The sequence below is a fragment of the Cobetia amphilecti genome (assembly GCF_032923285.1).
Lineage (GTDB): Bacteria > Pseudomonadota > Gammaproteobacteria > Pseudomonadales > Halomonadaceae > Cobetia > Cobetia amphilecti.
This window is the reverse complement of record NZ_CP136695.1, coordinates 1,308,579-1,320,319: the sequence shown is the minus strand read 5'-3', so window position 1 is coordinate 1,320,319 and position 11,741 is coordinate 1,308,579. Positions and strand designations below refer to the sequence as shown.

The 11,741-nt window shown below is 63.4% G+C and carries 12 protein-coding genes; 9 read left to right on the top strand and 3 right to left on the bottom strand.

From position 1 onward, the window contains the following. Window positions 1–69: 69 nt before the first annotated feature. The 7 genes from aroQ to purH all read left to right on the top strand — a co-directional run bounded on the left by aroQ (window position 70) and on the right by purH (window position 6,701). Complete coding sequence (gene aroQ, locus R1T44_RS05665) at window positions 70–510, top strand: type II 3-dehydroquinate dehydratase (protein WP_043331983.1); 441 nt, start codon at window positions 70–72, stop codon at window positions 508–510. Window positions 511–683: 173 nt separating this feature from the next. Continuing rightward, on the top strand, window positions 684–1,157 hold the full coding sequence (accB, locus tag R1T44_RS05660; RefSeq protein WP_043331985.1) for an acetyl-CoA carboxylase biotin carboxyl carrier protein: 474 nt from the start codon (window positions 684–686) through the stop codon (window positions 1,155–1,157). A gap of 19 nt (window positions 1,158–1,176) precedes the next feature. Further along, the gene (gene accC / locus R1T44_RS05655; protein ID WP_043331987.1) at window positions 1,177–2,517 is read left to right on the top strand and encodes an acetyl-CoA carboxylase biotin carboxylase subunit; all 1,341 of its coding nucleotides are present in this window, start codon (window positions 1,177–1,179) and stop codon (window positions 2,515–2,517) included. Window positions 2,518–2,640: 123 nt separating this feature from the next. Further along, on the top strand, window positions 2,641–3,555 hold the full coding sequence (prmA, locus tag R1T44_RS05650) for a 50S ribosomal protein L11 methyltransferase (RefSeq protein ID WP_317292768.1): 915 nt from the start codon (window positions 2,641–2,643) through the stop codon (window positions 3,553–3,555). 178 nt (window positions 3,556–3,733) lie between these two features. Then, window positions 3,734–4,768, top strand: coding sequence for a tRNA dihydrouridine synthase DusB (gene dusB, locus R1T44_RS05645; RefSeq protein WP_317292767.1), 1,035 nt, complete (start codon window positions 3,734–3,736; stop codon window positions 4,766–4,768). Then, window positions 4,765–5,061 carry a DNA-binding transcriptional regulator Fis gene (gene fis / locus R1T44_RS05640; protein WP_043331993.1) on the top strand — a complete coding sequence of 99 codons (297 nt, stop codon included), beginning with the start codon at window positions 4,765–4,767 and terminating at the stop codon, window positions 5,059–5,061. Before dusB ends, fis begins: the two co-directional genes overlap by 4 nt. Before the next feature lie 62 nt (window positions 5,062–5,123). Next, window positions 5,124–6,701, top strand: coding sequence for a bifunctional phosphoribosylaminoimidazolecarboxamide formyltransferase/IMP cyclohydrolase (purH, locus tag R1T44_RS05635; protein WP_107335370.1), 1,578 nt, complete (start codon window positions 5,124–5,126; stop codon window positions 6,699–6,701). Between the two features lie 109 nt (window positions 6,702–6,810). Here the strand turns inward: purH and R1T44_RS05630 are convergent, their stop codons facing one another. Both R1T44_RS05630 and R1T44_RS05625 read right to left on the bottom strand, forming a co-directional pair. Beyond that, window positions 6,811–7,938 (bottom strand): amidohydrolase family protein, encoded by a 1,128-nt coding sequence (locus R1T44_RS05630; RefSeq protein WP_317292766.1) that lies wholly within the window; start codon window positions 7,936–7,938, stop codon window positions 6,811–6,813. 61 nt (window positions 7,939–7,999) lie between these two features. Beyond that, window positions 8,000–8,239: a DUF2061 domain-containing protein gene (locus R1T44_RS05625; RefSeq protein WP_043331997.1), complete on the bottom strand. Its 240-nt coding sequence runs from the start codon at window positions 8,237–8,239 to the stop codon at window positions 8,000–8,002. A gap of 350 nt (window positions 8,240–8,589) precedes the next feature. On the opposite strand from R1T44_RS05625, the gene glsB reads away from it, so the two are divergent. Beyond that, window positions 8,590–9,531 (top strand): glutaminase B, encoded by a 942-nt coding sequence (glsB, locus tag R1T44_RS05620; protein WP_054555045.1) that lies wholly within the window; start codon window positions 8,590–8,592, stop codon window positions 9,529–9,531. A gap of 483 nt (window positions 9,532–10,014) precedes the next feature. Beyond that, a complete protein-coding gene (locus R1T44_RS05615) occupies window positions 10,015–10,194 on the top strand; it encodes a hypothetical protein (RefSeq protein ID WP_317292765.1) in 180 nt (59 codons plus the stop codon). Window positions 10,195–10,201: 7 nt separating this feature from the next. Here the strand turns inward: R1T44_RS05615 and R1T44_RS05610 are convergent, their stop codons facing one another. Then, on the bottom strand, window positions 10,202–11,659 hold the full coding sequence (locus tag R1T44_RS05610) for an NAD-dependent succinate-semialdehyde dehydrogenase (RefSeq protein ID WP_317292764.1): 1,458 nt from the start codon (window positions 11,657–11,659) through the stop codon (window positions 10,202–10,204). Between the last annotated feature and the right edge of the window lie 82 nt (window positions 11,660–11,741).

Genomic DNA, 11,741 nt, shown 5'->3' with positions numbered 1-11,741 from the left:
TGCATTTTCTTCATGGGTTAACAGCTCAATGAGCCTGGTGCTCGAGCACGGCTGACACAAGGGACTTTCATGGCGCGCATCCTGGTACTCAACGGCCCCAATCTCAATCTTCTGGGGACCCGTGAACCCGAGGTGTATGGCACCACCACGCTGGAGGATATCCACCAGCGTCTGGTCCAGCGCGCCAGCGCGGCCGGCCATCAGCTGGACTGGCTGCAGTCCAACGCCGAGCATGTGCTGATCGAGCGTATTCACCTTGCCCGTGAAGATGGCACCGCCATCATCCTGATCAATCCGGCGGCCTTTACCCATACCAGCGTTGCGCTGCGCGATGCGCTACTCGGCGTCGCACTCCCGTTCATCGAGCTGCACCTTTCCAACACCCATGCCCGCGAGCCGTTCCGCCACCATTCGTATCTTTCCGATGTGGCACGCGGCGTGATCATGGGCTTTGGCGCTCGAAGCTATGACATGGCGCTTGACGCCGCCCTGGACGATCTCGCGCAGTAAGGGCACGTCCAGAGCGGTGTTCACGCGCCGCCATCAGGCCTCATCACTGCCTGATACCAGGATTCACCGGCCATCGCCATGGTCGGGACAGCCGTCGGGGCTGTCGCCCGCAGCCGCCGCTATCACGGCTGCACACCCCCATTTCCAGCCACATTTACATCGGGATTAATTTCATGGATATCCGCAAGGTCAAGAAGCTGATCGAGCTGCTCGAAGAGTCCAACATCAGCGAAATCGAGATCCAGGAAGGCGAAGAGTCCGTTCGCATCAGCCGCCATCCGCAGGGCTTCGCCCAGCAGCCGATGATGCAGGCCCCGATGATGATGCAGCAGCAGCCGATGCAGCAGGCCGCTCCGGCTGCCGCTGGCGCCGCTGAAGCACCGGCCGCTCCGGCAGCACCGGCTGCGCCGCAGGGTCACACCATCAATTCCCCGATGGTCGGCTCCTTCTACCGTTCTCCGGCGCCGGGTTCCAAGGCCTTCATCGAAGTCGGCCAGAGCGTCAAGAAAGGTGATACCGTCTGCATCGTCGAAGCCATGAAGATGATGAACCAGATCGAAGCCGACAAGGATGGCGTCGTCGAAGCCATTCTGATCGAAGACGGCGAGCCGGTTGAATTCGACCAGCCCATGATCGTCATTTCCTGATCCCAACGGACACGTCACCATGCTCGACAAGGTACTGATTGCCAACCGCGGCGAGATCGCCCTTCGCATCCTTCGCGCCTGCAAGGAACTGGGCATCAAGACGGTAGCGGTGCACTCCAAGGCCGACCGCGACCTGATGCACGTCCGCCTGGCGGATGAAGCTGTGTGCATCGGCCCGGCCTCCTCTGCCAAATCCTATCTCCACATCCCGGCGCTGATCGCAGCCGCCGAGGTGACGGACGCCGACGCCATCCACCCGGGCTACGGCTTCCTGTCGGAAAATGCCAACTTCGCCGAACAGGTCGAACGTTCCGGCTTCGCCTTCATCGGTCCGCGCGCTGACACCATCCGCATGATGGGTGACAAGGTCGCGGCCATCGAGGCGATGAAGCTGGCCGGCGTTCCGACCGTTCCGGGTTCCGACGGCCCGGTGCCGGAAGACGAAGACGAGATGTACGCCATCGCCGAGCGCATCGGCTATCCGGTGATCATCAAGGCCGCCGCTGGCGGTGGTGGTCGCGGCATGCGCGTGGTGCACTCCAAGGCCAGCCTGCTGTCCTCGGTGAGCATCACCCAGGGTGAAGCGGCCGCGGCCTTCGGCGACGGCACGGTGTACATGGAGAAATTCCTCCAGAACCCGCGTCACGTCGAAGTCCAGGTACTGGCCGATGGCCAGGGCAACGCCATCCATCTGTATGACCGCGACTGCTCCCTGCAGCGTCGTCACCAGAAGGTGCTGGAAGAAGCACCGGCGCCGCAGCTGGACGAAGAAGCGCGTGCCAAGGTACTCAAGTCGTGCACCGATGCCTGCATCGAGATCGGCTACCGTGGCGCCGGCACCTTCGAGTTCCTGTACGAGAACGGCGGCTTCTACTTCATCGAGATGAACACTCGTGTTCAGGTCGAGCACCCGGTGACAGAAATGGTCACTGGCATCGATATCGTCAAGGAACAGCTGCGCATCGCCTCCGGCCTGCCGCTGTCCGTGAAGCAGGAAGATATCGAGCTGCGCGGTCACGCCTTCGAGTGCCGCATCAATGCCGAGGATTCGCGCACCTTCATGCCGTCTCCGGGCAAGGTCGAGCTCTATCACGCGCCGGGCGGTCTGGGCGTGCGCATGGACTCGCACCTGTACTCCGGCTACACCGTTCCGCCGCACTACGACTCCCTGATCGGCAAGCTGATCACCTGGGGCGAGAGCCGCGAGATCGCACTGACGCGCATGCGCAATGCCCTCGACGAGCTGCTGGTGGAAGGTATCAAGACCAACACTGACCTGCAGAAGGATCTGGTGCGTGATGCCGGCTTCCAGGAAGGTGGCGTCAACATCCATTATCTGGAGAAGAAGCTGGGCCTGTAAGACGCCCCGCTTGAGATCGGTGACCTGGTTGCCGATAGACGCACGACAGAAGGGTGGCCTCGGCTGCCCTTCTGTCGTCTGTGCCCTCCTCCCCTTTCTTATCGCCCATCGACAGGAGTCACCATGTCCTGGCTGCAACTCAAGGCGCGTATCGCCCCCGACCACGCCGAGATTCTCGAGCATCTGCTGATGGAAGAAGGCGCCTGCGCCATCACGCTACAGGATGCTGAAGACCAACCGCTGTTCGAACCGGACCTCGGCAGCACGCCGCTGTGGAGCGAGACTGTCCTCACTGGCCTCTGGGATGGTACCGAAGGCATCGAGGCCATGCGCGAGCGGGTCAAGGCCGGCTGGGCGGCGCTGATTCCCGATGAGCCCTGCCCAGAGATCGAGGTCGAGATTCTCGAGGACCGTGACTGGGCCCGTGAATGGATGGACGGCTTCGAGCCGCTCAAGATGGGCCAGCGCCTGTGGATCGTGCCCAGCTGGCACGATGCGCCGGAGCAGGACGCCGTCAACCTGATGCTCGACCCCGGCCTGGCCTTCGGCACCGGCACCCATCCGACCACCGCCCTGTGCCTGGAATGGCTCGATGGGCTGGCCGTCGATGGCAAGCTCGCCCAGCACAGCTTGCTCGACTTCGGCTGCGGCTCCGGCATTCTCGCCATCGCCGCGCTCAAGCTCGGCGCGGTAGATGCGCTGGGCACCGATATCGACCCGCAGGCGCTGCAGGCCTCGCGTGAGAACGCCCAGCGCAATGACGTCAGCGATCAGCTGACCCTGTGCTACCCGGACCGCCTGCCGGACGCGGGCTATCAGATCGTGGTCGCCAACATCCTGGCCGGCCCGCTGGTCGAACTGGCTCCGCAGATCGCGGGCAGCGTCGCCCCGGGTGGCCTGTTGGCGCTCTCCGGCATTCTCGCGCCCCAGGCGGGAGAGGTGCTCGACGCCTATCGTGAAGCCGGCCTGATCATGGAAGAGCCCACCGAGCGCGATGGCTGGGTACGCCTCAATGGTCAGCGTCCACTGATGGGCTGAGCCACGCCATGAGCCATGCCATGAGCGCCGCAGCCGCGCAGGGAGAACGCATCCGCGACGCATTGTGGATGAAATAGCCCTTCAAACCCTGCGGCGCTCTAGGTATCATGACGCCCCCGCAAATCCCTGAAACGACAGCGGCTCGCGCGCCTGACACCACTCGCATGACACGAGACCCATGACCGATACCCCGCTTCCCGCCGACCTGCCCCGCATCGGCGTACATCAGCTTCCCAATCGCGTGATTCTGGCCCCGATGGCCGGTGTCACCGATCGCCCGTTCCGACAGCAATGTCGTGAGCTGGGCGCCGGGTTGGTGGTATCGGAGATGGTGACCAGTGACAAGCGGCTGTGGAATACCGTCAAGTCACGTACACGCATGAACCATGCCGGCGAACCCGGCCCGCGTGCCGTGCAGATCGCCGGCGGTGATGCCGCCATGCTGGCCGAGGCCGCGGCGCTCAACGCCGAGATGGGCGCCGAGATCATCGACATCAACATGGGCTGCCCGGCCAAGAAGGTCTGCAACAAGGCCGCCGGTTCTGCCCTGATGCGCGACGAGAAGCTCGTCGGCGAGATTCTCGATGCCGTGGTACGCGCCGTGGACGTGCCGGTCACGCTCAAGATGCGCACCGGCTGGTGCGAAGAAACGCGCAACGCCATCGCCATCGCGCGCATGGCCGAAAACGCCGGCATCCAGGCGCTGTCCGTGCATGGTCGCACTCGCCAGCAGAAATATACCTGTGAGGCCGAATACGACACCATCGCCGCCGTGAAGGCCGCGGTGTCGATTCCGGTCTTCGCCAATGGCGATATCGACAGCGGCGAGAAGGCGCGACATGTGCTTGACTATACGGGCGCCGACGCCGTGATGATCGGCCGTGCGGCCCAGGGCAATCCCTGGATCTTCCGCGAGATCAATCACTACCTGGCCACCGGCCAGGTAGCCTGTGGCCCGAGCGATGCGGAGCGCGCCCTCGTGATGCGCACCCACCTCGAGGCCCTGTACGAATTCTACGGTGACTACATGGGAACGCGCATCGCGCGCAAGCATGTGGGCTGGTATCTGGCGACGCGGGAGGATGGCAGTGAGCTCAAGCGCCACTTCAATCCCCTCGAGGAGCCGGAACAACAGCGCCAGTTCCTGACCCGCCTGTTCGGCGAGCCGGAAGGCATCGCCCGCACCGAGACGCAAGGAAGTCACGCAGCATGACCAGCAGGCACCCTCTTTCACCCGACGACGCAAGCCAGGCCACCCTGATGACGCCCGTGCGGCACCATCAGACCCTGCGCGAGGCCGTCGAGCACTCCATGGCGCGCTACTTCGCCCACCTGGATGGCGAGCAGGTCACCGACCTGCATGCCATGGTGATGGCCGAGGTCGAGGCGCCGCTGCTGGAGGCAGTGATGGCGCACGCGCAGGGCAACCAGACCCGCGCCGCCGACATGCTGGGCCTCAACCGAGGCACACTGCGCAAGAAGCTCAAGCAGTTTGATCTGATCTGACCCCGCCGGGGCACCTTTACAGGTGCCCCGGCGTCTTTTTGTTGATCCACGAGTGGAGCATCATGCAAGCCAAGCCCCAAGCCATCCGTCGCGCCCTTCTGAGTGTTTCCGACAAGACCGGAATCGTCGAATTCGCTCGTGCCCTGGACGCCCGCGGCGTCGCCCTGCTGTCCACTGGCGGTACCTTCCGCCTGCTCAAGGACAACGGCCTTGCCGTCACGGAAGTGTCCGAGCACACCGGTTTCCCGGAAATGATGGATGGCCGGGTCAAGACCCTGCACCCGAAGATCCACGGTGGCATTCTCGGCCGTCGCGGCCAGGATGATGCGGTGATGGCCGAGCACGGCATCGACCCCATCGACATGGTCATCGTCAATCTGTACCCGTTCGCCGCTACCGTGGCCAACCCGGATTGCTCGCTGGAAGACGCCATCGAGAACATCGATATCGGCGGCCCGACCATGGTACGCTCCTGCGCCAAGAACCACGCCCACACCACCATCGTCGTCAACGCCTCGGATTATGACCGCGTGATCGCCGAGATGGATGCCAACGACAACGCCGTCAGCGATGGCGCGCGCTTCGATCTGGCCGTGGCCGCCTTTGAGCACACCGCTGCCTACGATGGCGCCATCGCCAACTGGCTGGGCCAGCGTGTCGAAGGCGGCAGCGAAGGCCTGCCGCGTCAGTACAACGTCAGCCTGAGCAAGAAGCAGGACATGCGTTACGGCGAGAACCCGCACCAGAAGGCGGCCTTCTACGTCGAGGACGGTGCCACCGAGGCCAGCGTCGCCACGGCCGTGCAGGTGCAGGGCAAGGCGTTGTCCTACAACAACGTCGCCGACACCGATGCCGCCTTCGAGTGCGTCAAGGCCTTCGACGAGACCGCCTGTGTCATCGTCAAGCACGCCAACCCGTGTGGCGTCGCCATCGGCGAGTCTGCCCTGGCCGCCTACGAGCGTGCCTTCCAGACCGACCCGACCAGCGCCTTCGGCGGCATCATCGCCTTCAACGTGCCGCTGGACGCCGAGACCGCGCAGGCGATCGTCTCGCGTCAGTTCGTCGAGGTGATCATCGCCCCGGGCATCAGTGAAGAGGCGGCGGCCATCGTCGCCACCAAGGCCAATGTGCGCCTGCTCGACGTCGCGGATGCCTGGGCGGCCGAACGTACCGGCGGTCACGACTTCAAGCGTGTCACCGGCGGTCTGCTAGTCCAGGACCGCGACCAGGGCATGGTCGGTCGCGATGAGCTCAAGGTCGTCACCGAGCGTGCGCCGAGCGAGCAGGAACTCAACGACCTGACCTTCGCCTGGAAAGTGGCCAAGTTCGTCAAGTCCAACGCCATCGTCTACATCAAGGATGGCCAGACCATCGGTGTGGGCGCCGGCCAGATGAGCCGTGTGTACTCCGCCAAGATCGCCGGCATCAAGGCCGCCGATGAAGGTCTGGAAGTGCCGGGCTCCGTGATGGCCTCCGATGCCTTCTTCCCGTTCCGCGACGGCATCGACGCCGCTGCGGCGGCCGGCATCACTGCCGTCATCCAGCCGGGTGGCTCCATGCGCGATCAGGAAGTCATCGATGCGGCCAACGAAGCCGGCATCGCCATGGTCTTCACCGGCATGCGTCACTTCCGTCACTGATCAGATAACGCTGACCTGCACGGGCGCCTAAGCTGGCGCCCACGCAAAAAGCCCCCGCCAGCGACATGCTGGCGGGGGCTTTTTCATGCGCATCTGACAAGAAACGCGGTCATTCAACCGGCAGGTTGACCCAGCGCAGGAAGTTGTCGCGCGCCACATTGCGCGCCGCCTGTGGCGACAGCGCATCGAGGAAGGGCGTATAGCTGGCGAGGATATCGCCCACCGAGCCGAAGCGCCCTACCACATCACTGCCGAGCACGAAGCGCTGCGGGAAGCGCTCGACCAGCGCCACCCAACGCGAGCGCGGCTGCCCTTCATCATCCAGCAGGTAGGGTTCCAGCACCGACCAGGACAGGTCGATATTCAGGTTGGGATAGGTTTCCAGCATGCGCTCGATCTCGCCGTGCAGCCAGGTCATGCGCCCCAGACGGCGATTGAGCTCGGCACTGGTCCCGGCGTGTGCCCAGATGAAGGTCGTGTCCGGATTGTCGCGCACCGCACTCTCGAATTCCTCGAGATACAGGCCCTCATGCCCTTCCCGCTTGCTGGTGATGTTGGAATGCACCATCACCGGCAGCCCCTTCTCCGCCGCCAGCGCATAGACCTTCATCAAGGCCGGATGATTGGCGCGCGGCGTCTCGCCTTCGGTCAGGCGCGTCAGGTCGTCATGGCGCGTGAAGACCTCCCCGATGCCTTTCCAGAAGCCGGGATAGATCGCCATCAGCTGGCGAATCTCGTCGGCAGCGTTCAGATCGGTGGGGTTGAAGCCGGTGATGAACGGCGAGAAACGCGCCTGTACCGGCTCGGGCGCGCGAGTCAGCGCCTCGGCCAGGATGTAGTCGGTACCGGAATACCAGTAGACCGGCGCATCATCGCCCATGTAGTAACGTGGCTTCTTGGGCGCGTCCTGCTGCCATTTCTTGGCGACGCCAATGCCCGTGACCAGGGCGTGATCGACCTGTGCCTCGTCCATGGCATCCAGCAAGGCCCCCAGACCATCACCCTGCTGGAAGAAGTCCACGAAGTGCAGGTGGGCGTCGCTGTAGTGATAATCACGCGTCTCGTCGGCGGCCACGGCCTCGAGGCCAGCCAGGCTGCCGGCAAGCCCCAGCAGCAACGCCAACGCCCCCTGGACGAGAGGACGTTGGCGGGCGCGGGCAGGATGAGAGGGCTGGGCAGGACAAGAGGCCCTGGCAGGAAGAGAGAAACGGGCGGCGCGAGGGGCAAGCTTCGGCATGGGGAGCTCCGGGAAAAGGTCGCTCGATTCTGCGGCGCATCCCTGCCACGCGCAAGCAGCCTCAGCCCGCCAGCGCCGCCCCGCTCATGGCGTTTCGCGAGTTCGCCTCGCTCTCAGCAGCCTGCTGGCGGCGCGCGGTGACACGGTTCCAGACCTTCTCGTGGAAGAAGAAGGCGACGGTGTTGACCGCCGGCTCGACGATGGCGACCAGGCCGCCGACCACGATATCGCCGGTCAGCAGGTAGGTGACACCGAAGGCGATGGAGAAGTGCATGCTGGCAAAGGTCAATGTCTTGATCATGTTGGCTGCCCTCCGGGCGGTCTACTCAGCGAGACGCTGAGCCTCAGCGCGTCGCATGTCATGGGGTCAGGCAACTGCATGCTGCCTTGATGAAGCAATAATAACGATTCTCAACTGCATGTAGAAATCACTTTGCACTACCTGGCTGATAAGCGTCAACTATCACGCGATTGAGCCGGCCTGACGGTACACCCTGCCAGCGGCATCGAGCGCGCCAGCTGCGGTCATATCCGCTAGAATGCCCTGCCGGCCCCTCGCGCCACTCTCGGCCTGATGCCCGATGGCGCCGTCGTCACGATGGCTCGGCCAGCTACGCGCCCTTTTCCCTCTACCGCTGCTTCAAGGTTGCCATGACGCCGCCACTCGACCCCGATGCTCTCCAGACACTGCTCGAACGCCTGTCCGATGATGCCAGCCGCTGCTTCAACGAGGGCAAGGTCGCGGACTATATCCCGGCCCTGGCGCAGGTCGACCCTGACCAGTTCGGCATCGCCGTCTGCCATGTGGATGGCCGTGTCCAGTACGCCGGCAGCGCGCATACCCGCTTCTCGATCCAGTCGATCTCCAAGGTGCATGCGCTAGTACTGGCGATGCAGCGCCTGGAGAGCGACGAGATCTGGTCGCGTGTCGGCCGTGAGCCTTCCGGCCAGGCCTTCAACTCGATCATGCAGCTGGAGGTCGAGAACGGCATCCCGCGCAATCCCTTCATCAATGCCGGTGCCCTGCTGATCACCGACCTGCTGGTATCGCGCATCGTCTCGATCCAGAACACTCTGCGTGAGCAGCTCAGGCGTCTGTCCGGCAGCGACGATATCGGCTTCGATGAAAAGGTCGCGCGCTCGGAAATGGACCACAAGGCGCGCAACGCCTCGCTGGCCTATCTGATGCAGGCCTACGGCAATGTGCATTCCGATGTGGATGACCTGCTGGATACCTACTTCCACAGCTGTTCGGTGTCGATGAACTGTGTGGAACTGGCGCGCAGCTTCGCCTTCCTCGCCAATCGCGGCGTCAATCCGCTGGATGGCAAGGAAGTGGTCTCGCCGCTAGAGACACGCCAGCTCAATGCGTTGCTGCTGACATGCGGGCTTTACGACGCGGCAGGCGACTTCGCCTGGCGAGTGGGGCTGCCGGGCAAGAGTGGCGTCGGCGGTGGCATCATCGCCATCCTGCCGGGACAGATGAGCATCTGCGTCTGGTCACCACGCCTGGACGGCTACGGCAACTCGATTGCCGGGCGGCATGCACTGGAAGGCCTGGTGGCGGGCATGGGGCTTTCGCCACTGGGGTGAGACATGCGAGCCGAGAAGTGAGGACTGAGATGGGGGGCTGGGAAGTGAGCGTTGCGGCATGAGGGTTGCGGCGCGAGAGCCAAGATCCGAGATCCGAACCCGAGATCAGAGATCCAAACCCGAGATCAGAAATCCGGCAATAAAAAAGGGCGAGTCGCGTCCGCCACGCCACTCGCCCTGTCTTCAATCCTTGAAGACTATCACCACAGGTCCCGCTCTTTGACTGTAGCGTAAATAAGCATATCCACAAGTAAGAGAATGCCGACAAAGCACAGCTGTCTTTGGCCCTGATCTGCGCCAAAAGGCCGCGATATACCGCTTTGGTCTGACACGCGCAGCGCCATCGATCCTCGAGCCACTCCATCTCTACGACCAATGACTCATGCGCCTCTTGTCGCGACGCGCATGCCGCTCTCTCATCAGCAGCGAAAATTCCATAGGCAAATTGCAGGCACACTCGGCGCAGACAGGTGGGATAAATGCATGCACGAAAAAGCCCGCCCGGTTTCCCGGGCGGGCTTTTTGCCAGCTGATGGCGTGTCCGATCATTGCCTCGAGCGCTGGCCATCAATCAGCGATGCAACGTTCGAAGATGCAAAGTTACAGGAGACAAAGCTCAAGGATGCAAGACTCAAGCAAAGATCGACAGCGCAGACCCACTGACGATGGTTCAGCCAAGTGAGAGACACAGATACTTGGTTTCCATGTATTCCTCGAGGCCATACTTGGAGCCTTCACGGCCCAGCCCCGATGCCTTGGTGCCACCAAAGGGCGCCGCGGCGTTGGAGATCAGCCCGGTATTGATACCGACCATGCCGTAGTCCAGACCTTCCGAGACGCGCCAGACACGCTTGAGGTCGCTGCTGTAGAAATAGCTGGCCAAGCCGAATTCGGTGTCGTTGGCCATCTCGATCGCCTCTTCCTCGCTCTCGAAGGGGAAGATCGCCGCCAGCGGACCGAAGGTTTCCTCACGGGCGACCTTCATCTCCGGCGTCACCTGCGAGATCAGGGTCGGCGTGAAGAAGCTGCCCCCCAGCGGATGCGGATGGCCGCCCAACAGCAGTTCGGCACCCTTGTCGAGGGCATCCTGCACGTGCTCGGCGACCTTCTCGACGGCGTCGCCATCGATCAACGGGCCGACCTTGACGCCCTCTTCCAAACCATTGCCCACGGTCAGCTCGGCGTTCATGGCAGCAGCCAGCTTCTCGCTGAAGGCATTGACCACGCTGGACTGCACCAGGAAGCGATTGGTGCAGACGCAGGTCTGACCCGCATTGCGGAACTTGGCTGCCATCGCGCCTTCCACCGCCGCATCGAGATCGGCGTCTTCGAACACCAGGAAGGGCGCGTTGCCGCCAAGCTCCAGCGAGATCTTCTGGATATGCTGCGCGGCATTTGCCATCAGGCCACGCCCGACTTCCGTGGAGCCGGTGAAAGTCACCTTGCGCACGATGCTGGAATCGGTCATCGCCTTGGCGATGTCCTTGGCCGAGCCCGGCACGACATTGAAGACGCCGCGCGGCACGCCAGCGCGCTCCGCCAGCACCGCCAGCGCCAGCGCCGAGAACGGCGTCTGGCTGGCCGGCTTGACCACGATCGGACAGCCCGCGGCCAGCGCGGCGCCCGCCTTGCGGGTAATCATCGAGGCCGGGAAGTTCCACGGCGTGATCGCCCCCACTACCCCGACCGGCTGCTTGAGCACCAGGATGCGCTGGTCACGCTTGGCGGCCGGGATGGTATCGCCATACACGCGCTGTCCTTCTTCGGCGAACCAGCGCAGGAAGCTGGCCGCGTACTGGATTTCACCGGCGGCTTCGGCGAGGGGCTTGCCCTGCTCCAGCGTCATGATCTGCGCCAGATCATCCTTGTGCTCCAGCATCAAGGCGTACCACTTCATCAGGATGTCAGCGCGCTCCAGCGCCGGCGTCTCCTTCCAGTCCGCGAAGGAGTGCTGCGCCGCCTCGATGGCGCGTTCGGTCTCGGCGTAACCCAGCCGAGGCACGCGGCCGATGATCTCGCCGGTGGCAGGATTGTCGACCTCGATCTGCTCGCCGGAATCCGCGGCTACCCAGCCACCGTCGATATAGGCAAATGGACGAAACAGACTGGTATCGTTGAGATGTTCCATAAAGACTCCCGAGGCGTGCTTGTGGGTCAAGGCAGTGATTCCCGGCTAACCGAGACTACTCAAGACTAACCTGATATAGCCT

Bases quoted from the DNA above. Each gene is read 5' to 3' on its own strand.
- R1T44_RS05625 (WP_043331997.1), bottom strand. From the start codon at position 8,239: ATGATCAAGACATTGACCTTTGCCAGCATGCACTTCTCCATCGCCTTC.
- accC (WP_043331987.1), top strand. From the start codon at position 1,177: ATGCTCGACAAGGTACTGATTGCCAACCGCGGCGAGATCGCCCTTCGC.
- R1T44_RS05630 (WP_317292766.1), bottom strand. From the start codon at position 7,938: ATGCCGAAGCTTGCCCCTCGCGCCGCCCGTTTCTCTCTTCCTGCCAGG.
- prmA (WP_317292768.1), top strand. From the start codon at position 2,641: ATGTCCTGGCTGCAACTCAAGGCGCGTATCGCCCCCGACCACGCCGAG.
- R1T44_RS05615 (WP_317292765.1), top strand. From the start codon at position 10,015: ATGCACGAAAAAGCCCGCCCGGTTTCCCGGGCGGGCTTTTTGCCAGCT.
- fis (WP_043331993.1), top strand. From the start codon at position 4,765: ATGACCAGCAGGCACCCTCTTTCACCCGACGACGCAAGCCAGGCCACC.
- accB (WP_043331985.1), top strand. From the start codon at position 684: ATGGATATCCGCAAGGTCAAGAAGCTGATCGAGCTGCTCGAAGAGTCC.
- purH (WP_107335370.1), top strand. From the start codon at position 5,124: ATGCAAGCCAAGCCCCAAGCCATCCGTCGCGCCCTTCTGAGTGTTTCC.
- aroQ (WP_043331983.1), top strand. From the start codon at position 70: ATGGCGCGCATCCTGGTACTCAACGGCCCCAATCTCAATCTTCTGGGG.
- R1T44_RS05610 (WP_317292764.1), bottom strand. From the start codon at position 11,659: ATGGAACATCTCAACGATACCAGTCTGTTTCGTCCATTTGCCTATATC.
- glsB (WP_054555045.1), top strand. From the start codon at position 8,590: ATGACGCCGCCACTCGACCCCGATGCTCTCCAGACACTGCTCGAACGC.
- dusB (WP_317292767.1), top strand. From the start codon at position 3,734: ATGACCGATACCCCGCTTCCCGCCGACCTGCCCCGCATCGGCGTACAT.